The 25,284-nt window shown below is 56.3% G+C and carries 24 protein-coding genes; 6 read left to right on the top strand and 18 right to left on the bottom strand.

Going from position 1 to position 25,284, the window contains the following annotated elements:
• The first annotated feature begins 48 nt into the window (after positions 1-48).
• Positions 49-537, top strand: a complete 489-nt coding sequence (gene rfaH, locus HFD94_RS15665) for a transcription/translation regulatory transformer protein RfaH (RefSeq protein ID WP_010257230.1) — start codon at positions 49-51, stop codon at positions 535-537.
• Here rfaH and tatD read toward each other — a convergent pair.
• The 10 genes from tatD to udp all read right to left on the bottom strand — a co-directional run bounded on the left by tatD (position 534) and on the right by udp (position 9,988).
• Entirely contained in the window at positions 534-1,316 is a 783-nt protein-coding gene (tatD, locus tag HFD94_RS15660) for a 3'-5' ssDNA/RNA exonuclease TatD (protein ID WP_010257234.1), read from the bottom strand. The genes rfaH and tatD overlap by 4 nt on opposite strands.
• An 88-nt stretch (positions 1,317-1,404) precedes the next feature.
• On the bottom strand, positions 1,405-2,163 hold the full coding sequence (gene tatC / locus HFD94_RS15655; RefSeq protein WP_033785766.1) for a Sec-independent protein translocase subunit TatC: 759 nt from the start codon (positions 2,161-2,163) through the stop codon (positions 1,405-1,407).
• Positions 2,163-2,828 carry a Sec-independent protein translocase protein TatB gene (tatB, locus tag HFD94_RS15650; protein ID WP_167430478.1) on the bottom strand — a complete coding sequence of 222 codons (666 nt, stop codon included), beginning with the start codon at positions 2,826-2,828 and terminating at the stop codon, positions 2,163-2,165. The genes tatC and tatB overlap by 1 nt, the downstream gene beginning before the upstream one ends.
• Before the next feature lie 3 nt (positions 2,829-2,831).
• A complete protein-coding gene (tatA, locus tag HFD94_RS15645; RefSeq protein WP_010257244.1) occupies positions 2,832-3,086 on the bottom strand; it encodes a Sec-independent protein translocase subunit TatA in 255 nt (84 codons plus the stop codon).
• A gap of 109 nt (positions 3,087-3,195) precedes the next feature.
• A complete protein-coding gene (gene ubiB / locus HFD94_RS15640) occupies positions 3,196-4,833 on the bottom strand; it encodes a ubiquinone biosynthesis regulatory protein kinase UbiB (protein ID WP_010257248.1) in 1,638 nt (545 codons plus the stop codon).
• The gene (locus HFD94_RS15635; RefSeq protein WP_010257253.1) at positions 4,830-5,435 is read right to left on the bottom strand and encodes an SCP2 domain-containing protein; all 606 of its coding nucleotides are present in this window, start codon (positions 5,433-5,435) and stop codon (positions 4,830-4,832) included. The genes ubiB and HFD94_RS15635 overlap by 4 nt, the downstream gene beginning before the upstream one ends.
• Before the next feature lie 11 nt (positions 5,436-5,446).
• Positions 5,447-6,205 carry a bifunctional demethylmenaquinone methyltransferase/2-methoxy-6-polyprenyl-1,4-benzoquinol methylase UbiE gene (gene ubiE, locus HFD94_RS15630; RefSeq protein WP_008926452.1) on the bottom strand — a complete coding sequence of 253 codons (759 nt, stop codon included), beginning with the start codon at positions 6,203-6,205 and terminating at the stop codon, positions 5,447-5,449.
• Between the two features lie 75 nt (positions 6,206-6,280).
• Positions 6,281-7,780, bottom strand: coding sequence for a DNA recombination protein RmuC (gene rmuC, locus HFD94_RS15625; RefSeq protein WP_010257260.1), 1,500 nt, complete (start codon positions 7,778-7,780; stop codon positions 6,281-6,283).
• A gap of 85 nt (positions 7,781-7,865) precedes the next feature.
• Positions 7,866-9,134: a tetratricopeptide repeat protein gene (locus HFD94_RS15620; RefSeq protein WP_132499511.1), complete on the bottom strand. Its 1,269-nt coding sequence runs from the start codon at positions 9,132-9,134 to the stop codon at positions 7,866-7,868.
• 92 nt (positions 9,135-9,226) lie between these two features.
• Positions 9,227-9,988, bottom strand: a complete 762-nt coding sequence (udp, locus tag HFD94_RS15615; protein WP_010257266.1) for a uridine phosphorylase — start codon at positions 9,986-9,988, stop codon at positions 9,227-9,229.
• Positions 9,989-10,291: 303 nt separating this feature from the next.
• On the opposite strand from udp, the gene HFD94_RS15610 reads away from it, so the two are divergent.
• On the top strand, positions 10,292-11,122 hold the full coding sequence (locus HFD94_RS15610; protein WP_167433280.1) for a dienelactone hydrolase family protein: 831 nt from the start codon (positions 10,292-10,294) through the stop codon (positions 11,120-11,122).
• A 58-nt stretch (positions 11,123-11,180) separates the two neighbouring features.
• Here HFD94_RS15610 and metE read toward each other — a convergent pair whose 3' ends face one another.
• A complete protein-coding gene (metE, locus tag HFD94_RS15605; RefSeq protein ID WP_167433279.1) occupies positions 11,181-13,451 on the bottom strand; it encodes a 5-methyltetrahydropteroyltriglutamate--homocysteine S-methyltransferase in 2,271 nt (756 codons plus the stop codon).
• Between the two features lie 144 nt (positions 13,452-13,595).
• Here metE and metR point away from each other — a divergent pair, with 144 nt between their 5' ends.
• Complete coding sequence (gene metR, locus HFD94_RS15600; protein WP_003854400.1) at positions 13,596-14,522, top strand: HTH-type transcriptional regulator MetR; 927 nt, start codon at positions 13,596-13,598, stop codon at positions 14,520-14,522.
• An 83-nt stretch (positions 14,523-14,605) separates the two neighbouring features.
• A complete protein-coding gene (locus HFD94_RS15595; RefSeq protein WP_010257278.1) occupies positions 14,606-15,085 on the top strand; it encodes a DUF1456 family protein in 480 nt (159 codons plus the stop codon).
• A gap of 511 nt (positions 15,086-15,596) precedes the next feature.
• Here the strand turns inward: HFD94_RS15595 and HFD94_RS15590 are convergent.
• Positions 15,597-16,460 carry a carboxylate/amino acid/amine transporter gene (locus HFD94_RS15590; protein WP_033773271.1) on the bottom strand — a complete coding sequence of 288 codons (864 nt, stop codon included), beginning with the start codon at positions 16,458-16,460 and terminating at the stop codon, positions 15,597-15,599.
• Positions 16,461-16,833: 373 nt separating this feature from the next.
• Here HFD94_RS15590 and glpT point away from each other — a divergent pair, with 373 nt between their 5' ends.
• Positions 16,834-18,174: a glycerol-3-phosphate transporter gene (gene glpT / locus HFD94_RS15585; protein WP_010257284.1), complete on the top strand. Its 1,341-nt coding sequence runs from the start codon at positions 16,834-16,836 to the stop codon at positions 18,172-18,174.
• A 50-nt stretch (positions 18,175-18,224) separates the two neighbouring features.
• Here glpT and yigL read toward each other — a convergent pair whose 3' ends face one another.
• Both yigL and pldB read right to left on the bottom strand, forming a co-directional pair.
• Positions 18,225-19,025 carry a sugar/pyridoxal phosphate phosphatase YigL gene (gene yigL / locus HFD94_RS15580; RefSeq protein WP_010257286.1) on the bottom strand — a complete coding sequence of 267 codons (801 nt, stop codon included), beginning with the start codon at positions 19,023-19,025 and terminating at the stop codon, positions 18,225-18,227.
• 52 nt (positions 19,026-19,077) lie between these two features.
• The gene (gene pldB / locus HFD94_RS15575; protein ID WP_010257288.1) at positions 19,078-20,070 is read right to left on the bottom strand and encodes a lysophospholipase L2; all 993 of its coding nucleotides are present in this window, start codon (positions 20,068-20,070) and stop codon (positions 19,078-19,080) included.
• A gap of 112 nt (positions 20,071-20,182) precedes the next feature.
• Between pldB and rhtB the strand changes: the two genes are divergently transcribed.
• Positions 20,183-20,806 (top strand): homoserine/homoserine lactone efflux protein, encoded by a 624-nt coding sequence (gene rhtB, locus HFD94_RS15570; RefSeq protein ID WP_010257290.1) that lies wholly within the window; start codon positions 20,183-20,185, stop codon positions 20,804-20,806.
• Positions 20,807-20,859: 53 nt separating this feature from the next.
• Here the strand turns inward: rhtB and HFD94_RS15565 are convergent, their stop codons facing one another.
• From HFD94_RS15565 to pldA, 4 genes are all read right to left on the bottom strand, one after another.
• Positions 20,860-21,669: a DUF1460 domain-containing protein gene (locus tag HFD94_RS15565; RefSeq protein WP_029519696.1), complete on the bottom strand. Its 810-nt coding sequence runs from the start codon at positions 21,667-21,669 to the stop codon at positions 20,860-20,862.
• Between the two features lie 223 nt (positions 21,670-21,892).
• Positions 21,893-22,516 (bottom strand): threonine export protein RhtC, encoded by a 624-nt coding sequence (gene rhtC, locus HFD94_RS15560; protein WP_010257296.1) that lies wholly within the window; start codon positions 22,514-22,516, stop codon positions 21,893-21,895.
• A 12-nt stretch (positions 22,517-22,528) separates the two neighbouring features.
• Positions 22,529-24,358, bottom strand: coding sequence for an ATP-dependent DNA helicase RecQ (gene recQ, locus HFD94_RS15555; protein WP_167433278.1), 1,830 nt, complete (start codon positions 24,356-24,358; stop codon positions 22,529-22,531).
• A gap of 24 nt (positions 24,359-24,382) precedes the next feature.
• Positions 24,383-25,261: a phospholipase A gene (gene pldA / locus HFD94_RS15550; RefSeq protein WP_010257301.1), complete on the bottom strand. Its 879-nt coding sequence runs from the start codon at positions 25,259-25,261 to the stop codon at positions 24,383-24,385.
• Between the last annotated feature and the right edge of the window lie 23 nt (positions 25,262-25,284).

Here is a 25,284-nt window from a genome sequence, read left to right as displayed (position 1 = left end):
TCTGGCAGCAGGTTTGCTATTCTTAGCGTCCATTCAATGGGAGCAGTTATGGAATCCTGGTACTTACTCTATTGCAAACGTGGACAGCTACTGCGCGCGAAGGAGCATCTGGAGCGGCAGGAAGTGCATTGCCTCAGCCCGATGATCGCTCTGGAAAAGATCGTGCGCGGTAAACGCACCACCGTGAGTGAGCCACTGTTCCCGAATTATCTGTTTATCGAGTTTGATCCGGAAGCCATTCACACCACGACGATCAGCAGCACCCGTGGCGTCAGCCACTTCGTGCGCTTTGGCACGACGCCCGCGACCGTGCCTTCAGCCGTGATTGAAGCGCTGGAAACAGACGTCCCGCAAATCCTGCTTGACCCTGAAACGCCGCAAAGCGGTGATGAAGTGGTCATCACCGACGGGACGTTTGAAGGGCTGCGCGCTATCTTTGCCGAGCCGGATGGTGAAACGCGCTCAATTCTGTTGCTTAATTTGCTGAACAAGCAGGTAATGCGCAGCGTCGACAACAAGCAGTTCCGCAAGATTTAAGCCAGTCTGAATAACGTCCGCGCATTATGGTCGATGCGGGTCGCCAGTTCCTCAGCACTCTCACCACGCCATGTCGCCACCTGGTGCACAATATGCGGTAAAAAGCAGGGTTCATTACGGCGCGAAGTCGGGCGTGGACGCATGTCGCGCGGCAGCAGATATGGGGCATCCGTTTCCAGCAGCAGGCGATCGGCCGGAATCAGTGGCAGCAGCTCGCGCAACTCCAGACCACGGCGCTCATCGCATACCCAGCCCGTAATCCCTACCGATAATCCCATGCCCAGACAGGCTTCCAGTTCGTCACGCGTGCCGGTAAAGCAGTGGATTACCGCGCCAGGCAGTTTTGGCAGCCAGGGCGCCAGCACTGCAGCGAAACGCGCATGGGCTTCGCGGCAGTGCAGAAAGACCGGCATATTGAGTTCCGCCGCCAGAGCCAGCTGCGCATCAAACGCATACTCCTGCTGCTCATGAGCCGACAGATTGCGATTGAAATCGAGTCCGCATTCACCGATGGCAACCACTTCCGGTTTTTCAGCCAGGCGACGCAGGGTGCTGGCAATTTCCGTTGACCATTCGCTGGCATGATGAGGATGGACGCCCGCGGTAGACCAACAGAAGCCCGCTTGATCTTCAGCCAGTCGCTGAGCCTGCTGGCTCTCCAGCGCGTTAGTGCCGGTAATAAGCATGCCGGTGACGCCCGCATCACGCGCGCGTTTAACCACCTTTTGCCGGTCGGAGGCGAATTGCGTGCTGGTCAGGTTTACACCGATATCAAACATAATTTTTCCCACAGTTTATAAACAAAAACCGCCCATCAGGGCGGTTTGGATTGATCGCTTCCCGCCAGTGCGGGTAAAGCTGTCCGCATCAGGAGTCGGTATTCTCTTCTTCATCCTGTAACCGGCGGCCTTTACCCACATAGTAACGGGAAAAGAATACGCCGACTTCAAACAGGCAGTACATCGGAATAGCGAGCAAAGTTTGGGAAAAAACATCCGGCGGTGTGAGCAACATCCCGACCACGAAGGCGCCCACCAGAATATAGGGACGTTTCTTCTTCAACTCTTCCGGGCTGGTGATACCGGTCCAGCACAGCAACACAATCGCCACCGGCACTTCAAACGCCACGCCAAATGCCATAAACAGCGTCATGACAAAATCGAGGTATTTGGAGATATCCGTTGCTACAGTCACGCCGATCGGCGCTGTCTTGGTGAAAAAACCAAATGCCAGCGGGAAGACCACGAAATAGGCAAAGGCCACGCCGAAGTAGAAAAGGAAGGTGCTGGAAAACAGCAGCGGCATAACCAGCCTGCGCTCATGACGGTAAAGCGCCGGGGCGACAAATGCCCAGACCTGATAGAGGATCACCGGCACCGCAAGAAACACCGACACTATAATGGTCAGCTTAATCGGGGTGAAAAACGGTGAGGCCACATCGGTCGCGATCATGCTGGAGCCCACCGGCATCTGGCTGATTAGCGGTGCCGCAACCAGCTGGTAGATGTCGTTGGCGAAATAAACCAGCACCAGGAAAATCGCTAATACGGCGACGATGCAGTTCAGTAGTCGCTTACGCAGCTCAATCAGATGACTGATGAGCGGTTGGGTATCTTCAACGGCCATTATCGTTCATCACTTGCAGAAGAGGGGGTAGCGGAATGACGCGCAGGATCTGCCGGCCTGGCAACGTCGCCAGCGGGCGCCTGTGCCGGTGCGCTGGCCACAGCGGTTGGTGCGGCAGAGGACTGCACCGCCGGACCTGATGAAACCGCTGAAGAAGCCGGTGCAGGAGCATTGGCGACGGCAGAAGGTGCGGCAGAGGGCTGCACCGCCGGGCCTGATTCTGAAACCGCAGACGGTGTCTGTGCCGGGGCACTGGCCTGATGTTCTGCTGTAGCCGGTGTCGCCGAAGGCTCAGCCGGAGCAGGCGCGGGCCTGTGCTGAGCCGAATGGATGGTGTTTGCCTCGTCTTCCTCTTTTTCAATGTCGATGCTCTGACTGACCGAGCGTTTCATTGAATCCGCAGTTTTACGCAGCTCTTCCATCGACTCTTTCAGCTCTGGTGAGAGCGTGCCACGGCCCGCTTCTTCCACCTTTTTCAGGCTCTCCTGCAACTCCTGCAGCTTGAGCTCCTGCGCCAGTTCATGTTGTACATTGGCTGCCAGCGAACGAATCGCCCTGATCCAGCCGACCACGGTTTTCACCGCAACCGGTAAACGTTGCGGGCCGAGTACAATCAGCCCGATCACGAACACCAATACCAGTTCACTAAAACCAATATCAAACACGGTTTACACCTGCTTGTCGTTCTTGGCTTCTTCTTTGTTAGCCGAAGTTTGCTGTTTGTCCGCCAGCGTTTTGGCAGCGAAGTCAGCGTCCTGCTCTTTCGGTTGATCCTTTTTGTCGTCCTCGTCACCCATGGCTTTTTTGAAGCCACGAATCGAAGAACCCAAATCTGAACCCAGATTACGTAATTTGTTGGTACCGAACAGAAGTACAACAATCACGGCAATGATTAACAATTGCCAGATACTGATACCGCCCATGAGATAGCCTCTAATATTCTGTGAAAACGATGAGGTAATGCACCACAGAGTGCCCTTTTCAACCGGGCCTGAGCCAGCGACATTACCTTTTTTTAGACGGACGTGACAATCAGTTTGTCTTACGCCAGCCGATTAACCAGGAGACAATTCCTGCTGCCATCAACACCGCCGGGAAAAAGTCCCAATCCGGTCGGGTGAGCAGCACAGCCGTTCCGCTTAACAGCAACGTTGCACCGACGCCGAACAGGTAACGCGCCTGATGGTGCCGGACGCGCTGCGCATTCATATCGCCCACTAATTTATCGACGCTGTGCCGCAAAAGTTTGTGCTGGCGCATGCTGTCGTAAAACAGCTCCGGCAGCTCAGGGAGTTTCTCAGCCCAGAATGGCGCTTTCTCTTTTACCGCACGGATAATAGCCGGTAATCCCACCTGATCTTTGATCCACTCTTCCAGGAAGGGCTTGGCTGTCTTCCACAGGTCGAGCTGCGGATAGAGCTGACGGCCGATGCCTTCAACATAGAGCAGCGTTTTTTGCAGCAGGACCAGCTGCGGCTGCACTTCCATATTAAAGCGGCGTGCGGTGTTGAACAGGTTCAGCAGCACATGCCCGAAGGAGATTTCAGCCAGCGGTTTTTCAAAAATCGGCTCGCAGACCGTACGAATCGCAAACTCGAAATCTTCTACGTTGGTATCGGGCGGCACCCAGCCTGAGTCAACGTGCAACTCCGCGACCTTACGGTAGTCACGGTTGAAGAAGGCGATAAAGTTTTCAGCCAGATAGCGCTTATCTTCTTTGTTCAGTGAACCCACGATACCGCAATCGATGCCGATATATTGTGGATCTTCCGGATGTTCATAGCTGACAAAAATATTGCCAGGATGCATATCCGCATGGAAGAAGCTGTCGCGGAAGACCTGGGTGAAGAAGACCTGCACGCCACGTTCTGCCAGCAGCTTCATATTAACGCCATGACGCTCCAGCGTGGCAACATCTGAAATCGGAATGCCGTAGATGCGCTCCATCACCATCATGGTTTCGCTGCAGTAGTCGGAATAGACTTCCGGCACATAGAGCATGCGGCTATCTTCAAAATTCCGGCGCAGCTGAATGGCGTTGGCCGCTTCACGTAACAGATTCAGCTCATCAAGCAGGGTTTTCTCATAATCGCGCACCACCTCGACCGGACGCAGACGACGGCCATCCGGCAACAGGCGCGGGACCCAGCGGGCCAGGCGATAGATCAGCTTCATGTCCGCCCGAATCACCGGCAAAATATCGGGGCGAATCACTTTGATCACCACTTTCTTGCCAGTTGATTTCAGCGTGGCGGTGTGCACCTGCGCAATGGATGCCGAAGCCAGTGGCTTGATATCAAAATCATCAAACCAGGTTTCAATCGGCGCGCCCATTGAAGCTTCAATCTGCGCTTTGGCTTTGACGCCATCGAACGGCGCAACACGGTCCTGCAGGATCGCCAGTTGATCGGCAATCAGCGGCGGGAAGAGATCACGACGGGTCGACAGCATCTGGCCAAACTTGATCCAGACCGGACCCAGCTGCTCCATCGCCATGCGCATACGTGCGCCGATCGGTTCATGCTGATGCAGATTAGGGATCCAGAAAACAGAGCGACGCCACAGGCGGAACAGGAAAGTGAGGCGTGTCTGAGGAATCAGTTCATCAAGGCCATAGGTCAGAAACACCTTCATGATCAGATATAAGCGGCGGATCTCTCCAAAACTCATTTTGCCTCCAGCTGCGCCAGACGCGCATCAAGCGCCTCAAGCGAACGTTCCATCGCGTCGACCTCCTCAGAAAACCAGGCTAATTCCAGCGAGCCAGGCGCAACACGCCACTCTTCGGTTATGGCCTGTCCGAGATAATCCTGGCGACGCTGCACTTCACCTTTGAAAAAGCGTAATGCCTGTTGTGAGCGCTGGCTGATCCCCTGTGCGGCGATATCGCCGACCCAGGGAGCCAGATATTCTGCCGGATCCAGCTCAGCCAGATCCATCAGCGCAGAGAACTGCTGCACCACCTGCAGGTCACCTTCAACCTGCAGTTCACCGCTACGGATCAGCGGCGTCAGCTGCTGGCGATCGCGCAGCTTCGGCAGGGTTTTCAGCGAGGTGATCACCGTGCAGTCACTGCGATCCTGCCAGTCAGCCAACACATCGACCTGCTGTTCACTGAAGACCAGCACCAGCGGATGAGAGAACTCATTCAGGCGCAGCGTCAGCACTTTGCCATTCAGGCGTTGCCGCGCCGGTTTCAGGCCACGATCGCGATAGAGAATACGGTTCAGCGCCGTTTCCAGGCCCGCGGTAATCAAGGGCGTCAGGTTCATTACCATCTCACTCAGAACTTAAATCCACGATGCAGCGCCACAATGCCGCCGGTCATATTGGAGTAAGTGGTATTTTCAAAACCGACATCGTTCATCATCGCTTTCAGGGTCTCCTGATCGGGATGCATGCGGATCGATTCGGCCAGATAGCGATAGCTCTCTGCATCCTGCGCCACCAGCTGTCCGATACGCGGCAGAATATGGAACGAGTAGGCGTCATACGCTTTGCTCAGCGGATCCAGGACGGGTTTAGAGAACTCCAGCACCAGCAGGCGTCCGCCCGGCTTGAGTACCCGGAACATAGAGGCCAGCGCCTTCTCTTTTTCCGTAACGTTACGCAGGCCAAAAGAGATGGTAATGCAGTCGAAATAGTTATCGGGGAAAGGCAGGGCTTCGGCGTTGGCCTGTACGTAACTCACGTTGCCGACCACGCCCTGATTGCGCAGCTTTTCGCGGCCCATCTTCAGCATGGAACTGTTGATATCGGCCAGTACCACCTGACCCGTTTCGCCCACCAGGCGAGAAAATTTAGCCGTCAGATCGCCGGTACCCCCCGCCAGATCTAACACGCGCTGACCGCGACGTACGCCGCTGCTGTCAATGGTAAAACGCTTCCAGATACGATGGACGCCAAACGACATCAAATCGTTCATCAGGTCATATTTTGCCGCTACGGAGTGAAACACGTCCGCGACTTTGTCAGCTTTTTCGCTTTTGGCGACCGTCTGAAAGCCAAAATGGGTAGTTTCCTGCTGTGATTCATCTGCCATCGGTTTTACCTGCTCCACAAACAATACTTCCCGAAGTGTATCAGAGTCACGGAAGTCAGGCACGCTGCGCCCATACTATTCGTGGAGGCGCCTCACATGCATCTCACTCTCATCCGCATCACTGTCATCATCTGCATCATCAGCCGCCCGGTTTTCCGGCATGGCTCGTTCGGCCAGCTGAGGATTAATTGGCCGTTTGATCTCCACGCCAAGCGCACGAAATCCTTCAGTCTGCGCAATCAGGTTGCCGCGCCCTTCTGACAGCTTTTTCATCGCCTCGCGATAGCTGTTCTGTGCTTTATCCAGGCTGTGACCAATGCCGCTCATGTCATCGACAAACAGCCGCATCTTGTCATAGAGCCGCGTTGCCCGATCGGCAATACGCTGTGCATTGCGGCTCTGATGCTCATAGCGCCACAGGTTATTAATGGTACGTAACGCCACCAGCAGCGTGGTGGGGCTGACCAGCATGATGTTCTGCTGCAGCGCCTCGCCAATCAGCTCAGGCTGGCGGTCAATGGCCAGCAAAAAGGCGGGCTCCACCGGGATAAACATCAGCACATAATCCAGCGATCGTAAGCCGGGCAATTGTTGATAATCTTTTCGTCCCAGCAGGCGGATGTGCGCCCGCATGGCAGCGACATGTTCCTGAATAGCCTGCTCTCGTTCGATCTCATCATCCGCATTGAAGTAGCGCTCATAGGCCACCAGCGTCATTTTGGCGTCCACCACCACATCTTTGCCCTGCGGCAGGCGCACAATCACATCCGGCTGCATCCTGCCCTGCTGTTCTGACTGAATGCTCACCTGGGTTTCATATTCGTAGCCTTCACGCAGTCCGGAAGCTTCCAGTACCCGGCTCAGCACCACTTCACCCCAGTTACCCTGGATTTTATTATCGCCCTTCAGCGCTTTGGTCAGGTTAAGCGCCTCCTGCGCCATCTGTGCATTCAGCTGCTGTAACTGCCGGATTTCATGGGTCAGGGTATGTCGCTCACGCGCTTCTGCGCCAAAGCTTTCATGAACCTGACGACGGAAGCCATCAAGCTGTTCACGCAACGGACCAATCAGCCCGTCCAGACTTTGCCGGTTCTGTTCATCGACGCGACGGCCGCTGTTTTCGAAAATACGGTTGGCGAGGTTTTCAAACTGGGCGCTAAGGCGTTGTTCGCTGTTGGTCAGCAGGCGCTGTTTCTCTTCTGCGGCGAAACGGGTCTCTTCAAGGCGAATGGTCACCTCGCGCAGCTCCGCTTCCTGTGCGCTGTTGACCTCCAGCTGATTGCGCAGTTCACGATTAAGCTGCTCACTTTCATTACGCCAGTAATCAAGCTGTTGCAGCCGCTCATTGGCGCCGCTCAGCGCGCCGTGCAGCTGACGAAGCTCCTGCTCACGCTGCTGCGTCTGCTGCTGAAGCTGTTCGATTTGCTGCTGCTGACGCTGTTGCGCCTCTTCCTGCAGACGGCGCTCGGTCTGGAAACTGGCGACCTGATGGCCGGCACGTAACTGTGCCAGCATCCAGCCAATCCCTAACCCGGCAAGCGCCAGACAGGCGCTGATAATGATGTGCTGATCCATGATTTCCCCCGCGACTCAGGCTGCTGAGGGAAAGGTAGAGTCGCACTGTATGAATGTCCAGATAATTTTAGCAGGATTCAGCGCCTTACAGCGCCGCCACCGTGAGCTTGCCAGCCTGCCACTCATCAATCAGAAAAAACGGCATGGGCAATAGCCATTCACCCTTTTTAACCTGCGCCAGATAGTGCCAGGTTGTCCCGCCCGAGGTGATCGCGACGCGCTGTCTGCTTCCCTCAGCGGCGCTGGATTTGCCGGTCATACTGGCAAAACCGGCATTGCTGCCCACATGGAAATGCGGCGTCTGCCAGCGCACGGGGGCATGGTCAGGCCACGGCTGGGCCTGATGAAAATGAAACAACTCATCGTGGCTCAGGAGGCTTTCACGCACCGTCGGCCACAACGCCACCTTGAGGAAATATTGATCGGTGAAGCGCTGGCTGCCCTGATACTGCGCAATGAAATCGCGCATCGCCTGTTCCACATCCCGGAAGACGCCGTGACAGCCGCCCCACATCCCTGCCAGCAGCAGCTCAGTATGGGAGAAGTAGTCACGCATATGGTGGAACCAGTAAGGCGACGCCAGCCAGGCGTTAACCGCTGCCGCTTCGCGCTCCGAGAGCAGCGAGTCGGCATCACGCACGATAAAACGCTTCACGCCCGGATCGTCCATTACCAGGAAACGCCACAGGGTCGGAAACAGCGTTTTCTCGTGAGACATATCGATCAGCTGGACGTGCGGCTGGTCAAGGCGCTGCCAGACATGCTGCGGCACGCTGTCATCGAGGTAGATGCGGCAGACCCAGCCGGGATAGAGCTCAGGCGCCACTTCAACGTTTTTGATTAAGGTTTCACAGTAGCGCGGCTGATCGCCATAGAGGCAGAAAGCGATGACATTCTGGTGCGGATGAGTGAGATCGACAGGCTCCGGTTGCGGAGCGGGAAATGTGGCGCGCTGCCCCTGGCTGAAACGCGCATCAGAGCGCATCAGCGAGGCCAGGCCATGACGCGCCACCTCATCCTTTTTATCCAGCCAGCCACACACTTCGGTCAGACCATCCAGCCAGGTTTCAGAGGCGGTAGCCTGTACAGCAGGCGGTGACTGATAAATTTTCTGGTAGATTTTGTACGATTTATTGTACTGACCCAGACGCAGCAGGCAGAGCGCGTAGTCGCTCAGCACCTGCATCTGATTGGGCATCGTGCGCAATACCTCTTCACAGCATTGAGCGGCCAGCGCATAGTCGCCCTGTTGCATGGCGGCGCGAAAACGTTCGGCACTGCGTTCCAGCATGGCTTTGAGTGCGGCCGGATTAGCACCAGGGGCAGGACGTCGGACGGGAATAGTATTGCGCATAAAAACTCTCAGGTTTCACTGATATTACGCGCCGTTAACTACCGGCAGCAGATTTTGAGTCTGGACAAAAAACCTGCTGCCAGACGCGGTCGTTATAGTAAGCGACGCGCCGCTTCGACCACAATCTTCACTGCGTCACTTTCTGTCTGTTTCATGGTGACCGCATCCGGGATCTCTTTCTGAGTGCGGTTCACAATCACGCCCGCCACCATGCCGGCTCGCAGACCCTGGCTGGCGCACATGGTTAACAGTGTAGCGGATTCCATCTCATAGTTGAGAACGCCCATCTCCTGCCACTCTTTCATCGATCCCCTGAAGCGACTGACTACGCGGCCTGAGACGGTGTCGTAGCGCTCCTGACCCGGATAGAAGGTGTCAGAAGAGGCCGTGATGCCAATATGCGTTTTCGCGCCACAAGCTTCTGCGGCGGCAACCAGCGCGGTGGTGCAGGCGAAATCAGCCACTGCCGGAAACTCCATCGGCGCAAAATGCAGGCTGGCCCCGTCAAGGCGAACGGATGCGGTGGTCACCAGCACATCGCCGACATTGATATGCGGCTGGATAGCGCCCGTGGTACCGACACGCAGGAAGGTACGTACGCCAAGCTGTGCCAGCTCTTCGACCGCAATCGAGGTCGAAGGACCGCCAATGCCGGTTGAGCAGACCACGACCGGCTTACCATCAATTTTTGCCAGCCAGGAGGTAAATTCACGGTGTGAGGCGAGATGCGTGGCATCTTCCATCAGTCCGGCAATTTTCTTCACGCGCTCCGGATCGCCCGGCACAATCGCCAGGGTGGCGCCCTGCAGATCGGCTTTGGTCAGGCCAAGATGGAAAACGTCAGACTGTGTCATTTTCAGACTCCTGTTAAGGGAAGGTAGCGCGCCACTCTACGCCAGCACGCCCAATAAATATGTGACAACATTCACTTAAGAAAATGAAAGTTACATTTCCCGAAAGATAAATTGTGACAACAATCACACAATAGCATCTTCCTGGTGCGGATAGCTCTCGGTGGGGCTGTGTCAGGGTCTGCGCAATGTTAAAGAGAAGGATGATTTTATTCGCTGCTGATTCTGTGACCCGACACCTGGCGCATACGCTTTCCGGCCAGGCTATAGTTACGTGATTGCGCAAATGCTTGCACGGAGAGAATAATGAAACCCAGTGATAATATGGCACAAAAACCGGCGCCGGGCGGCTTTGCCCCTGCCGTGCAGCCCACCGCCTCCACCACCATCATTACCGACAGCCCGGCGATTCACGCGGGTGAAACCTCAGTGCCCAGCCAGGGCGAAAATATGCCGGCATTCTTTGCAAAACCCCAGTCAGCGGAAGGCCCGTGGCCAGTCGTACTGGTCGTGCAGGAGATCTTTGGTGTGCATGAACACATCCGGGATATCTGCCGCCGCCTGGCGCTGGAAGGCTATCTGGCGATTGCGCCTGAGCTCTATTTCCGCGAGGGCGATCCCGCTGAGTATAATGATATCCCGACGCTGTTCAGCGAGCTGGTCAGCAAAGTGCCTGACAGCCAGGTGCTGGCCGATCTCGATCATGCCGCCAACTGGGCCGCACGCAACGGCGGCGATATTCGTCGCATGGGCATCACCGGTTTTTGCTGGGGTGGCCGAATCAGCTGGCTCTACGCCGCGCATAACCCGCAACTGCGCGCCGCCGTGGCGTGGTATGGACGACTGACCGGTGAGCGTACGCTGAAGCAGCAGAAGCATCCTATTGATATTGCGGTCGACCTGAATGCGCCAGTATTAGGTTTGTATGGTGGCCAGGATGAGGGTATCCCGCTGGAGAGCGTCGAGCAGATGCGTCAGGCACTGCATGCCGCCAATGCAACCGCAGAGATCATCGTCTATCCCGAAGCGGGCCATGCCTTTAATGCTGACTATCGTGCAAGCTACCATGCTGAATCTGCCAATGATGGCTGGCAGCGGATGCTGGCCTGGTTCAGGCAGTATGGTGTTGCATCGTAGTAAATGAAAAAGGGGCGCGTCTGCGCCCCTGATTTTTTCGTCCACCAGACCCGATTCCCTACGCCGTTTCTCCACGCAATTTCTTCGCCGCCGTCACCATGTTCGCCAGCGCCTGACGCGTTTCCGTCCAGCCCCGTGTTTTCAAACCGCAGTCCGGGTTCACCCACAGACGCGCTTCCGGAATACGTTTCGCCGCCTTCAGCAACAGTTCTTCTATCCACTCCACGCTGGGGACGTTAGGCGAATGGATGTCGTAGACGCCGGGACCGATTTCATTCGGGTAGTCGAAGTTCTCAAACGCCTCCAGCAGGTCCATGTCAGATCGCGAGGTTTCGATGGTGATCACATCGGCATCCAGCGCCGCGATAGCATCCATAATGTCGTTAAATTCGCAGTAACACATATGGGTATGAATCTGGGTTTCATCCCGCGCCACCGCCGCATTCAGTCGGAAGGCCTCCACCGCCCAGTTCAGGTAGGCAGCCCATTCAGACTGGTGCAGTGGCAGACCTTCACGCAGCGCAGGCTCATCAATCTGGATAATCCCGATGCCCGCCTTCTCCAGGTCTTCGACTTCATCACGCAGCGCCAGCGCGATCTGTTTCGCGATGGTTTCGCGTGACACATCTTCACGCGGGAATGACCAGCAGAGGATGGTTACCGGACCGGTCAGCATCCCTTTTACCGGCTTGTTGGTCAGCGACTGGGCATATCTGGCCCACTCAACGGTGATCGCCTCCGGACGACTGACATCGCCAATAATGACAGGCGGTTTCACACAGCGTGAACCGTAGCTCTGAACCCAGCCATTCTGTGTGAAGACAAACCCCTCCAGATGTTCGCCGAAGTACTCAACCATGTCGTTACGTTCCGCTTCACCGTGCACCAGCACATCCAGCCCCAGCCGCTCCTGTTCGAGAATCGCCTGCTTAATGTGCTCCGCGATGCCGGTGCGGTAATGGTTACTGTCGAGCCGGCCCTGTTTAAAGTCGAGGCGCAGGCCGCGAATTTCAGTGGTCTGCGGAAAAGAGCCGATGGTGGTGGTAGGCCAGGCTGGCAGATTAAAACGCTGACGCTGCAGGACCGCCCGCACCGGATAAGCGCTCTGGCGTTCACTGTGCTGTGGGGTAATGGCCTTAATACGCTGGCCCACCGCCGCATTATGCACGCGGCGGGAGTGAGCACGGGCGTGTACCGGTGCGCTCCAGGCTTCCAGCGCCGTCGCATCGTTGTTGTTGAGTGCCTGACTCAGCAGCGAGAGCTCGGCACATTTCTGCAGCGCAAAGGCGAACCAGCTTTTGACTTCATCATCCAGACGGGTCTCGACGCTCAGGTCGATAGGGCTATGCAGCAGCGAGCAGGAGGAGCCGATCCACACCTGTTCACGCGCTCTGGTCAGCGGTTGCAAGCGGCTGAACCAGCGGCTCAGATCGGCGCGCCAGACGTTGCGTCCGTTGATCACGCCGAGCGACAGCAGCCAGCTGGCGGGCAGTTGCTGATTCAGTTGCTGAATATCATCACGACCATGGACCAGATCGACATGCAGCCCCTGCACCGGCAGCGCACGAATCACATCAATGTTCTGGCCGATGCTGTCAAAATAGGTGGTCAGCAGCAGTTTGCTGTGACCCTGCAGTGCGTCATACGCCGGCTGGAAGGCTTCGCGCCACGTCTGCGGCAACTCCAGTGCCAGAGCGGGTTCATCAATCTGTACCCATTCGATGCCGCGCTTAGCCAGTTCCGCCAGCACCTGCTGATAGACCGGCAGAATTCCCTCCAGCAGCGACAGACGTTCAAACGGCTCACCCTTCACTTTACCCAGCCACAGATACGTCACCGGCCCCAGCAGCACTGGCTTGATGTTGTGTCCCAGCGCCAGTGCCTCATCCACCTCATCCAGCAGCTGGGTCCAGGTCAGTTTAAACGTCTGCCCTTGGGTAAACTCCGGCACCATGTAGTGATAGTTGGTGTTAAACCATTTGGTCATTTCTGCCGCCGCCGCAGGCTCGCCGGTCGGCGCACGACCGCGTCCCAGGCGGAACAGGGTGTCGAGGTCCACAGTGCCTGCTTTGTTCTGATGACGCGCGGGCACGTTGCCCAGCATCAGGCTGGTGGTCAGCACATGGTCATACCAGGCGAAATCGCCGACCGGCAGCAGATCGACGCCCGCTTCTTTCTGTTGTTGCCAGTGTCGCGCACGCAGCTCACGGCCCGTCGCCAGTAACGCCTGCTGCGTGCTGTCGCCAGCCCAGTAACTCTCCAGCGCTTTTTTCAGTTCACGGCGCAGGCCAATACGGGGAAAGCCGAGGGTATGGTTCAGGATAGTCATATGCTGTTCTCCAGATAATCTTTCACTTTGGCTGAAATGGGCAGCCAAAGATGTTTAGCCGTCCAGATGTTTACACTGCTATACTCTGCGGGTACTGTATATTGCTCAAGCGCAATATGTTCATTTTCGATGTGAAGGACTCTCATGATCGAACTCAAGCACCTGCGGACGCTTCAGGCTCTGCGCAATACGGGCTCGCTGGCGGCGGCGGCGGCCCAGCTTCATCAGACGCAATCGGCGTTGTCTCATCAGTTCAGCGATCTGGAGCAGCGGCTGGGATTCCGCCTGTTCGTGCGTAAAAGTCAGCCGCTGCGCTTTACGCCGCAGGGCGATATTCTGCTGCAGCTGGCAGAGCAGGTGCTGCCGCAGATTCAGCAGGCATTGCAGGCCTGCCATGAGCCACATCAGACCACGCTGCGGGTGGCAATAGAGTGCCATAGCTGCATTCAGTGGCTGACCCCCGCGCTGGATAAATTCCGTCAGAGCTGGCCGCAGGTGGTGATGGATTTCAAATCGGGCGTGACCTTTGATCCTCAACCCGCCCTGCAACAGGGTGAGCTGGATGTGGTGCTGACCTCCGATATCCTGGCGCGCTCGGGTCTGTTCTACTCCCCGATGTTTGATTATGAAGTGCGGCTGGTGCTGGCAACGGATCACCCGCTGGCGCAGGTTGAGCAGATTTCGCCGGAAGATCTAGCCGATGAGGTGTTGATGATCTATCCGGTGCAGCGTCAGCGTCTGGATATCTGGCGTCACTTCCTGCAGCCCGCAGGCGTCAGTCCGGCACTGAAAAGTGTGGATAACACCCTGCTGATGATTCAGATGGTCTCGGCACGTATGGGGATTGCCGCGCTGCCGCACTGGGTGGTGGAGAGTTTTGAGAAGCAGGGTCTGGTGGTCACCCGCACGCTGGGCGATGGCCTGTGGAGCCGTCTTTATGCGGCCGTGCGCGAAGGGGAGCAACGTCAGCCGGTGCTGGAAGCGTTTATCCGCTTTGCCCGTCAGCACGCCTGTGAGCATCTGCCTTTTGTGCGCGACGCCGCGCTGCCCGGTGCGGTGTTGCAGCGATAATCTGGCGGGCACAAACCTGCGCGAAGGCGGGCAAAATCCCCTATAATGCGCAGCCTGTCGACTGACCACGAGAAGATTTCACCATGACTAACAATGATATTCTGCGCAGCGTGCGCTATATGCTCAACCTGAGCGATGCCAAAATGGTGGAGATTTTTGCGCTGGCGCAATGTGACGTGCCGCTGGCGGATATTCAGGCGTGGCTGAAAAAAGATGACGATGCTGCGTTCCGTCCCTGCCCCGATGTGCTGATGGGTTATTTCCTGAATGGCCTGATCTTCTACCGTCGCGGCAAAAGTGAAGATGCGCCCGCGCCGTCGATTGAGCGCAAGATGACCAATAACATCTTCATGAGAAAGCTGCGTATCGCTTTTGATCTGAAAACCACCGACATTCCTGATGTACTGAAACGCGTGAATTTTACCGTTTCACAGGCTGAGATTGGTGCGATTTTCCGCAAACCTGATCATAAGAACTATCGCGAATGCGGCGATCAGATTCTGCGTAACTTCCTGAAAGGGCTGGCGATGATTCAGCGTCCTAAGAGTGAAAAGCCTGCTTAACGTCTGTGGCTGATCGCTTCGGGTACCTGCGTGGTCAGAAGTGGCGCATCTGATCGCAAAGAAAGCCTGCATCCATGCAGCACGGCCTCGCCATCCCTGGCTCGGACGCTTTGCTCCTCAGTTGCGCCACCTCTTCCCTTAAGCTTCTTCATGGCTTTTTAATTAGCAACACCAGGCCAGCCCTGGGGAGTGAAAGCGGGTCATCGGTAGAGCCTTCGTCGCAGGGGAAAAAAGCGCCGGGAGCATTTCTGAACCATCCTGGAAGATTCCTTCGCGATCGCACACGCCAGCTCCATCGCGAATGCTCTACGTTTCAGCGCTCCATCCCCTCCTTCATATTCGCTCTGAGCCCTTGGTTCAACTGCGATGATGCTGTTAAGTCTCCAGGGCTGGCGCGTCTGAAGAGCGAAGCGTCCGGGCCAGGGATGGCCCGGCCGATCCACAGGGATGTGAGATTCCTTCGCGATCGGACGCGCCAGCCCGGGAGGCCGCACCCCTGTTGCAGCCCTGTTTATGATCGGTCACCGCGTCCCACCACCCAGCGCTTATGCACCCACAGCGAGGCGAGGATCACCAGCGCGCCCGCAATAAAGCTTGGCCAGTGCGGTTTCTCCTGCCAGATAGCCAGATTCACCAGCAGCCCGGCAGGAACGTGCATGTTATTCATAATGCCCAGCGTGCCGGCATCGACCTGGGTCGCACCATAATTCCACATAAAATAGCCGAGACCGGAAGCCGCAATGCCCAGCCAGACCAGAATGCCCCACTGCAATGAGGTGGTCGGCAACTTCTGCGGATTGCCCCAGGCACACCAGGCGATCACCGCAATCAACACCGCACCCAGATAGAACCAGGAGAAGGCCGTGTGCTGCGGCATCGGGCGGGTCTCCTGCAGACGCTTATAGCCCACCATTCCCGCCGCAAAGCAGATATTTGCCAGTTGCACTAACAGCAGACCAAACCAGAAATGATCGCTGACTTTGTCATAGCGAATAATGGCCGCACCTGCCACAGCCAGCAGTGCACTGAAGATATAGCCGATGCGCAGTGGACGACGGCTGATCAGATCGTAAATCAGCGTCACATAAAGCGGCGTCATCACCGTAAACAGCAGGAATTCCGACACGCTAAGGTAGAGATAGGCTTCGAAACTCAGCAGATACATCACGCCCAACTGCAGCATCCCGACCAGCATGTAAAGCAACAGCGTTGAAGGGCGATGACCACGCCAGCGCAGGAAAGGTAAAAATACCAGCGCAGCCAGCGCCAGTCGCATCAGTACAGAGAACCAACTGTCCACCTGCCCGGCAAGGTATTCGCCAATCAGACTGAACGAAAAGGCCCACAGAATGGTGGTAATAATCAATAAAAACACGGTGACGACCCCGAAATTAACAGGCCGTCAGTGTAAACAATGTGCTGCCATCAGGCTGTGAAATCTGGTTGACATCTGATTACAAACCAGGCGATCAGAATAGCCATCGGAAAGGGCTTTCGCTTACTGACATAACTGTCTGCATAAAGATCTTTCAGCCAGATAAAATGCGCGAAATGATCCATCGCATGATCACTTCCGCTCCAGAATGTAATAAAAGTGTAACAAATGTGTCATTCATCACAGTAACGTTGCGCAACTAACACTATTCTTTGCGCGAAATGGAACATTCTGCGTCCATTTTCTTCTGCTCTTTTCCTGCCCCAACCTGCTGGGAATTAAAAACCATAATGTGCCCTGGAGGGCCTCACTGATGCTGAGCATTTTTAAACCTGCACCACGTCAGCCGCAGGTGGCGGAGGATCACGTTGATCCGCTCTACCGTCGTCTGCGCTGGCAAATTTTCATCGGGATCTTCTTTGGTTACGCCGCCTACTATCTGGTCAGAAAAAACTTCGCACTCGCCATGCCCTACCTGGTAGAGCAGGGTTTTTCACGTGGCGATCTCGGTTTTGCCTTATCCGGCATATCCATCGCCTACGGCTTTTCAAAATTCATCATGGGATCGGTCTCTGACCGCTCAAACCCGCGCGTCTTCTTACCGGCAGGCCTGATTCTGGCTGCGACAGTGATGCTGATCATGGGATTCGTTCCCTGGGCCACCTCCAGCATTATGGTGATGTTCGTGCTGCTGTTTATCTGCGGCTGGTTCCAGGGCATGGGCTGGCCACCTTGTGGACGTACCATGGTTCACTGGTGGTCGCAGAAAGAGCGCGGCAGGATCGTTTCGGTCTGGAACTGCGCCCATAATGTCGGCGGCGGTATTCCGCCTCTGCTGTTCCTGCTCGGTATGGCGTGGTTCAACGACTGGAAAGCGGCACTCTATATGCCGGCGTTTGGCGCCATCGCCATTGCGATTCTGGCCTTTGCGCTGATGCGTGATACGCCGCAATCCTGTGGTCTGCCACCGATTGAAGAGTACAAAAACGACTATCCGCCCGACTATGATGCCAGCCACGAAGAGGAGCTGACGGCTAAACAGATCTTCATGAAATATGTGCTGCCGAACAAGCTGCTGTGGTACATCGCGCTGGCCAACGTGTTTGTTTATCTGCTGCGCTACGGCATTCTCGACTGGTCGCCGACCTATCTCAGAGAAGTAAAACACTTCACGCTGGATAAATCGTCGTGGGCTTACTTCCTGTATGAGTATGCGGGGATCCCCGGAACGCTGCTGTGCGGCTGGATGTCGGACAAAGTGTTCCGCGGTAATCGCGGTGCGACCGGGGTGTTCTTTATGACGCTGGTAACCATCGCGACCGTGATCTACTGGCTTAACCCGGCGGGCAATCCTGGCGTCGATATGGCCTGTATGATTGTGATTGGCTTCCTGATCTACGGTCCGGTGATGCTGATTGGTCTGCACGCGCTGGAGCTGGCCCCGAAAAAAGCGGCGGGGACAGCGGCGGGCTTCACCGGCCTGTTCGGCTATCTGGGTGGATCGGTGGCGGCCAGCGCCATTGTCGGTTACACCGTCGATTACTTCGGCTGGGACGGCGGCTTCATGGTGATGATTGCTGGCTGTGTGCTGGCGGTTATCCTGCTGTTACTGACCATGGTCAGCGAACACAAACACAAAAAGACCCCTGCCTGACGGCAATAAAAAAAGGGCCGGATATCCGGCCCTTTTTTTGCGCTGACGGCTTAAGCAAGATAGAGCGTGCGCAGCGTCTGCGGCACGGCATCATCGGCATTTGAACCGATCACATCCAGCTCCGGCAGCGTATCTTTCAACCGCTGATGGGCGTTCTGCATGATAAAGCCCTTACCCGCCATGCTCAGCATCTCCACATCGTTCATGCCGTCGCCAAAGGCGATACAGCTTTCCAGTGAATGGCCCAGCGTTTTCGCTACCGCTTCCAGCGCATGCCCTTTCGACACGCCGCCCGCCATCACTTCCAGACAGGTAGGCAGTGAGAAACTGACGTTAACCCGATCGCCCCAGCGCGCTTCAATCGCCTGTTCCATCGGGATCAGATGCTCGGGATTTTCGCAGGTGAAAAAGACCTTGCTGATATTATCGGTTGGCAGCAGACCCGGCTCATAGACCTGATAGTTGAACACCGACTCGCGGAAATAGTCCTGCTCAGCCGGGCTTGAGCGGCTGACAAACCACTCATCGTCGCGGTAAACGTGGGTCAGAATATCGCTGTGATGATATTGCAGGCCAAACAGATCGCTGGCGATATCCTCATCCAGATTATGACTGAACACCAGTTCGCCCTCTGCGTTGTGCACGCGCGCGCCGTTTGAGGTGATCATATAGGCCGGAATCGCCAGGCTGTCGCGCATCTGTCCGACATCGATATGATGACGGCCGGTGGCGAATATAAAGTGAATATCTTTCGCGACCAGCTGCTGCAGCGTTTCACGCGCAAAAGGGGTCAGACGATGTTCGGGAGAAAGCAGCGTGCCATCCAGATCGGATGCAACGATGTGATACATGAAAACCTCGGGTATCTGGTTCTGCCGGCCTTAACCGGTCGGATAAATAACGTCAGTGGTGCGAGGAAAAGAAGTCGACCACTGCATTGAGTGCTTCGGCGCGCATCTCATCCTTTTCAAACAGGATCTCATGACGCGCACCGTCGATCACCCGTGGCTTATTGCCCTCACACGGATGACCCGCCGCCGCCATCGCGGCACAAAAAAGGTCCTGCGAACGATTGTCGACCACCCGATCATCGCTGGCCTGTAACAGCAGCAGTGGCGTGGTGATCTTATCGACCTGACTGATGATGTTGCGACCTGCATGGATGCCTTCACGTACCCAATGGTAGGTTGGCCCGCCAACGCGAATCGCCGGATCGTCCGCATAAAAGCGCAGGTTTCGCCGGTAACGCTCGGTGCTGTGCGTCAGCCGGTTAATGCCAAACGGATGCGCACGCCAGCGGCCGGTGCCGAGCGCATAGCCATCGCGCATCGCCGGACGCTTCTCCGCCCAGTCCAGGATCCGATGGGCCAGAAAAGAGGGCAACGGTAAAGCAATGCCAAACATCGGCGCCACCAGCGCGACCGCATGAAACGCCTGCGGCTGACGCGCCAGAAACAGCGTTAAGATTGCGCCGCCCATGGAGTGAGCCAGCGCATAGCGCTGCTGGTAGTGACCGCTGATAATCTCTTTCAGATAGAGCGTTTCAAGGTCGTCGACATAATGGGTAAATTCCGCCACGTGACCGCGGTGTGAATCTTCCAGCAGGCGATCGGAACGCCCCTGACCGCGATGGTCAAGGATCACCACATCAAATCCGCAGTGAAACAGATCGTACGCCAGCTCAGGATATTTTATGTAACTCTCGATGCGTCCCGGCACAATCAGGATCACACGCTTGTGTTGCGGTGATGTGAAGCGGACGTAGCGCAGCGTCAGATTACCCACGCCGGTAAACTCAAGCTCTTCGCGGCTGTGCCAGAAATCGAGCAGTGGCCCGGTAGCGAAGGCAGCAAAGGCTTTTTCTCGTCGCAGCCAGCTGGCTTTGTGTTGATTCATTCGCCCTCCTGATGACCGGATAAAGAGTCCTGAATGCCATGCGCAGGCCGTAGCGCCGCGCTTATTTCTGGCGTATTGTGTCACAATTCCGCTACTAAAGAGAGCCTGACCCATGACCATCGAATGGTGGCTGACCTATCTGCTTACCACTACAATTCTCAGCCTGTCGCCCGGTTCCGGCGCAATCAACACCATGAGTACCGGTATCAGCCACGGCTATCGCGGCACGGTGGCCTCTATCTCCGGTTTGCAGGTCGGCCTGGCGCTGCATATCGTGCTGGTCGGCATCGGTCTGGGCGCGCTGTTTTCTCAGTCGCTGCTGGCGTTTGAGATTCTGAAATGGGCCGGTGCGGCCTATCTGGTCTGGCTGGGTATTCAGCAGTGGCGCTCAGCGGGTGGCATTGATCTGGATGCAGTCGCCAGAGCGATGCCGCGTCGTCGCCTGTTCAAACGCGCCGTGCTGGTTAACCTGACCAACCCGAAAAGTATCGTCTTTCTCGCCGCCCTGTTCCCGCAATTTATTCAGCCGCATCAGCCGCTATTTATGCAGTATCTGGTGCTGGGCGTCACCACCGTTGTGGTCGATATCATCGTGATGATTGGCTACGCCACGCTGGCAACGCGGATTGCGGGCTGGATTAAGGGACCAAAACAGATGAAGTTAATGAACCGCATTTTTGGCGGGCTGTTTATGGCGGTAGGCGCGCTGCTGGCCAGCGCCAGAAAAATCGCTTAACGTCTGACGCGCCGAATTCGGCGCGAAAGATTATCCCTTCTTCCCTGGCCCCGCTACGGCGCTGTCAGTGGAACCGCACGCAACACAATGATGCCCGGCTTCGAACGCATATATTCCCTGAACGGCGCATCGACAACTTTTCGATTAACGGCCAGCGAAGAGGCGTTCCTGAACCACAAGCGGCCATCATGCCGGACAGCAATCCCCACATGCGTAACATCCAGGCTCTGAGTGGTCGCGTAAACCCCCACGTAATCGCCGGTCTGAATCTGCTTCAGCACCTGCGGTGTGATCGCCCGGGCCGGAATGTAAGTGATACGACGTGCAATCACACCCAGACCGGGCACCTGTTCTGCTCCGCTGGCCTGACGATTCAGGTGCTTCACCGCCGTCACCGTATCCGGGCTAAGGGTGCGGGTTACGTCATCGGCATTGCGCGGGCTATCGGCAAACCAGTCGGAGAAAAAGTGGCGACGATTCCGGTAGCTGACCTCACCGCCAGCGTAGCGGGTCCGAATCAGGTTAGCCTCAAAGCTGGCGCGATCGTGGCTGCGGCTCAGCGCCTGCACGTAATCAAGCAGCGTGTAACAATCCACACCGTTGAAATTGATCACCAGCGCTTCCGGACGCGTGGGAGAACCGATCAGCGTATCCGCTTCATAGGGTGTTCCGAGAAACGTCGCAGAGATCCGGCTAATCCTTTCGCCCTGCGTCTGATCGACATCGGGCAGCGTCTGCATCAGGATCGAGGTAACCTCATCGGTCTGGCCCGGCTCTGGCGCAGGGTTGCGGGCGACATCAGGCGAGGCGCAGGCGCTGATACAGGCCGTCATCAACACCAGTAATATGAACTTCACTCTCATCATCCTCTCCATAAACGTTGCGCCTGCTTCCCGACTTTAATGGAGATATGGATATGAATGATTAATAAAGAGTGACGATTTATCTGCGGTTGCAACAGCAAAACTCCCTGAGCCCTGGAATGTGACATCCGTCACACAAGCGAACTCTCTGGAGGAAGCGACAGCAAGGGAGGTTTCTGCCGGAGGCGCAACGCGCACTCCGGCATAAGGGCTGAAACGGTGTTTAACGCGAAAGAATCAGGTGGATACCAAAACCGGCAAACAGTACGCCGGCCATGCCATCGACCCATTTCGCCAGTCGCTGATACTTAGCGCGGATCCACGGCAGCGCAAAAATCGCCGCCACCAGGGTAAACCAGGCAAAGGTTTCACCGACAATCAGCAGGAACAGACCCCAGCGCTCCGCCGAACCGACATCGTCGCCAACAAATAGCGAGAAGACGCTGCCGAAGTAGATAATGGCTTTAGGATTCGACAGATTCGTCAGCAGGCCTTTGAGAAAGCTCATGCCGCGTTTCGGCAACGCAACCACCGGCTCATCCTGCTGCGGCTGTTTGTGACGCTGACGTGCCGAGCACATCAGCTGCCAGCCCATCCACAACAGATAAAGTCCACCGCCGACCATGATGATCTGATGCAGCCAGGCCATTTTTTCCAGAATCAGATGCAGCCCCATCAGCGCCACACCCGCCCAGACCACAATGCCCAGCGTAATGCCCAGTACACCCATCATCGCCTCTTTGCGCGAGCGACTGGCGGCAGTCTGTGACACGAAAAAGAAATCGGGGCCGGGGCTCATCAGCGCCACCAGATGCACCAGCGCCACAGTGGCGAATAACATCAGCATAATCAGTGTCCTTTACTCTTCATCATCAAGATGCTCTTTGATCATCACCAGGAAAGGTTTGCCAAAGCGCTCCAGTTTGCGGTGACCCACGCCGTTGACGCTGAGCATCTCGGACGCGCTGACCGGCATCTGTTCTGCCATCTCTATCAGTGTGGCGTCATTGAACACCACGTAAGGCGGAATATTCTCTTCATCGGCGATCGCTTTTCGCAGCTTACGCAGCTTGGCGAACAGTTTGCGATCGTAGTTGCCACCGTGAAACTTCGCCGGACTGCTGCTTTTTGTTTTTGCGGTGATCAAACGCGGCACCGCCAGCATCAGTGGCACTTCACCGCGCAGCACCGGGCGCGCCGCTTCGGTGAGCTGCAGAGCCGAATGCATAGCGATGTTCTGCGTCACCAGCCCCAGATGGATTAGCTGACGTAACACGCTCACCCAGTGTTCGTGGCTCTGATCTTTGCCCAGTCCATAGACCGGCAGCTTGTCATGACCCTGCTCACGGATACGCTGATTGTTGGACCCGCGCAGCACCTCAACGATATAGCCCATACCAAAACGCTGACCCACGCGGTAGATACTGGAGAGGGCTTTTTGCGCTTCAACCAGGCCGTCATAACGTTTGGGTGGGTCGAGACAGATATCGCAGTTATCGCACGGCTGCTGGCGGCCCTCGCCAAAATAGTTCAGCAGCACCAGACGGCGGCAGGTCTGCGCTTCAGCAAACGCGCCCATGGCGTTGAGTTTGTGACGCTCAATATCCTGCAGCGGTCCGGGCACTTTCTCTTCCAGACATTTACGCAGCCAGGCCATATCGGCCGGGTCGTAAAGCATCATCGCTTCGGCAGGCAGACCATCACGTCCGGCCCGCCCGGTTTCCTGATAATAGGACTCGATGTTGCGCGGGATATCGAAGTGGACCACAAAACGGACGTTGGGCTTGTTGATGCCCATGCCAAAGGCCACCGTCGCCACCACGATTTGCAGATCGTCACGCTGAAACGCTTCCTGCACCCGGCCACGCTGTTCGCTGTCGATACCGGCGTGGTAGGCTCCAACGCTGAACCCCCGGCTTTGCAGTCGCGCGGCGGTGTCTTCCACCTTCGCCCGGCTGTTGCAGTAGATAATGCCGCACTTGCCGCGCTGATCCTGAACGTAACGCAGCAGCTGATCGGTGGGTTTAAATTTCTCCACCAGCGTGTAGCGAATATTGGGGCGGTCAAAGCTGCTGATCTGGATCAGCGGATCCTGCATATGCAGCAGGTTAACGATGTCGTTGCGGGTGGTTTCATCCGCGGTCGCGGTCAGCGCCATTACCGGTAATTCCGGGAAGCGCTGACGCATCTTGCCGAGTGCGCCATATTCCGGACGGAAATCGTGGCCCCACTGGGAAATACAGTGCGCTTCATCCACCGCCAGCATCGCCGGTTGCCAGTGCGCCAGACTGTCCAGGAAGTTATCCATCATCAGGCGTTCCGGGGCGATGTAGAGCAGCTTAACCCGACCGGTTCGGCAGTCGGCCATCACCGTCTGCTGCTGATCGCGCGTCATGGTGGAGTTGAGATACGCCGCCGCCACGCCGTTCGCCAGCAGCTGATCGACCTGATCTTTCATCAGCGAGATCAGCGGCGACACCACCAGCGTCAGCCCCTCGCGCACCAGCGCAGGGATCTGATAACAGAGCGATTTACCACCGCCGGTGGGCATCACCACCAGACAATCGCGCCCGCTCAGCGCCTCATTGATGATCGTCTGCTGACCGGGACGAAAATGCTGGTAGCCGAAGGTATCCTGCAATACCTGCTGCGCCAGCGCTTCCTGATTAAGAACTGCCGAGGTTGCCACGCGATTCCTGTCTTACGTTATGGATTAGAACAAGTCGTTAAGTGTTACACCCACACCCAGACGCGTCTGGCGATGGTTGTAATCGATCAGTGATTCACCGTAACCGCTAAACACCTGAGTATAGAAGCGAACGTGCTCAGTGATAGGGTAGCTCCAGCCCAGGGTCGCGCCGCCATAACCGCTGTTCCAGTTATAGTTGCCCTCTACGCTGAAGATATTGTCGCCGAGCTTATAGCCCAGACGGGTGCGGTAGTAACCCATATATTTGGTGATATCAGGATTATCATCGCTGTTCGCCCCTTCAGGGATGCGATACCAGGGTTTGATTTCCGCCAGGAAGTTACCATTCTCTGCCATCAGACGCGCATAGACGCGGTTCCAGCTGCGCGAGGTGGGATCGCTTCGTCCGTTGGATTGGTGATTCAGACCCACTTCGACATCACGCAGTGTCCAGCCCGCCAGCGAATAGTCGGTCGCCCAGCCCAGGAAAATCTGCGGCTCATAGTTGGTCTCACGGAATGGCGATGACTCAGCGCTATTCGACAGCTGCCACCAGGAACGCTGGGTGTAAGAGGCTGCCAGCACCGAGTTGTCGCCCAGAATACCGCGCCACAGCGGAAACGCCAGGCTGAGCTGGAATTTCACTTCATCTTTGCGGGCATTCTCTCCCCAGTTATAGGAGGAGATCGCCTCTTTATTGAGGTCGCTGGTATAGGTATAAAGCAGATAGTTGTTCTCGTAAGGATAGAGAACAAACGGGTTATCATGCTTCTCCAGCAGGTTAGCAATAATGCTGCCCTGAACCTGTGGCGCGTCATGAACCTCTTTAATATGGGCTTCATCCGCCTGCGCCAGCGCAGGAAATATCAACATTGCCGCCAGCAAGGCGCGATGCTTACGCATAAAATTCTCCGGTGAGCAGCTGC

The sequence above is a fragment of the Pantoea sp. EKM20T genome (genome assembly GCF_011800485.1).
Lineage (GTDB): Bacteria > Pseudomonadota > Gammaproteobacteria > Enterobacterales > Enterobacteriaceae > Pantoea > Pantoea agglomerans.
This window is presented reverse-complemented; position numbering and strand designations above follow the sequence as displayed.

Excerpts from the sequence above, each read along its gene's own strand:
- rfaH (WP_010257230.1), top strand. The coding sequence starts at position 49 with ATGGAATCCTGGTACTTACTCTATTGCAAACGTGGACAGCTACTGCGC.
- tatD (WP_010257234.1), bottom strand. The coding sequence starts at position 1,316 with ATGTTTGATATCGGTGTAAACCTGACCAGCACGCAATTCGCCTCCGAC.
- tatC (WP_033785766.1), bottom strand. The coding sequence starts at position 2,163 with ATGGCCGTTGAAGATACCCAACCGCTCATCAGTCATCTGATTGAGCTG.
- tatA (WP_010257244.1), bottom strand. The coding sequence starts at position 3,086 with ATGGGCGGTATCAGTATCTGGCAATTGTTAATCATTGCCGTGATTGTT.
- ubiB (WP_010257248.1), bottom strand. The coding sequence starts at position 4,833 with ATGAGTTTTGGAGAGATCCGCCGCTTATATCTGATCATGAAGGTGTTT.
- HFD94_RS15635 (WP_010257253.1), bottom strand. The coding sequence starts at position 5,435 with ATGAACCTGACGCCCTTGATTACCGCGGGCCTGGAAACGGCGCTGAAC.
- ubiE (WP_008926452.1), bottom strand. The coding sequence starts at position 6,205 with ATGGCAGATGAATCACAGCAGGAAACTACCCATTTTGGCTTTCAGACG.
- rmuC (WP_010257260.1), bottom strand. The coding sequence starts at position 7,780 with ATGGATCAGCACATCATTATCAGCGCCTGTCTGGCGCTTGCCGGGTTA.
- HFD94_RS15620 (WP_132499511.1), bottom strand. The coding sequence starts at position 9,134 with ATGCGCAATACTATTCCCGTCCGACGTCCTGCCCCTGGTGCTAATCCG.
- udp (WP_010257266.1), bottom strand. The coding sequence starts at position 9,988 with ATGACACAGTCTGACGTTTTCCATCTTGGCCTGACCAAAGCCGATCTG.
- HFD94_RS15610 (WP_167433280.1), top strand. The coding sequence starts at position 10,292 with ATGAAACCCAGTGATAATATGGCACAAAAACCGGCGCCGGGCGGCTTT.
- metE (WP_167433279.1), bottom strand. The coding sequence starts at position 13,451 with ATGACTATCCTGAACCATACCCTCGGCTTTCCCCGTATTGGCCTGCGC.
- metR (WP_003854400.1), top strand. The coding sequence starts at position 13,596 with ATGATCGAACTCAAGCACCTGCGGACGCTTCAGGCTCTGCGCAATACG.
- HFD94_RS15595 (WP_010257278.1), top strand. The coding sequence starts at position 14,606 with ATGACTAACAATGATATTCTGCGCAGCGTGCGCTATATGCTCAACCTG.
- glpT (WP_010257284.1), top strand. The coding sequence starts at position 16,834 with ATGCTGAGCATTTTTAAACCTGCACCACGTCAGCCGCAGGTGGCGGAG.
- yigL (WP_010257286.1), bottom strand. The coding sequence starts at position 19,025 with ATGTATCACATCGTTGCATCCGATCTGGATGGCACGCTGCTTTCTCCC.
- pldB (WP_010257288.1), bottom strand. The coding sequence starts at position 20,070 with ATGAATCAACACAAAGCCAGCTGGCTGCGACGAGAAAAAGCCTTTGCT.
- rhtB (WP_010257290.1), top strand. The coding sequence starts at position 20,183 with ATGACCATCGAATGGTGGCTGACCTATCTGCTTACCACTACAATTCTC.
- HFD94_RS15565 (WP_029519696.1), bottom strand. The coding sequence starts at position 21,669 with ATGAGAGTGAAGTTCATATTACTGGTGTTGATGACGGCCTGTATCAGC.
- rhtC (WP_010257296.1), bottom strand. The coding sequence starts at position 22,516 with ATGCTGATGTTATTCGCCACTGTGGCGCTGGTGCATCTGGTGGCGCTG.
- pldA (WP_010257301.1), bottom strand. The coding sequence starts at position 25,261 with ATGCGTAAGCATCGCGCCTTGCTGGCGGCAATGTTGATATTTCCTGCG.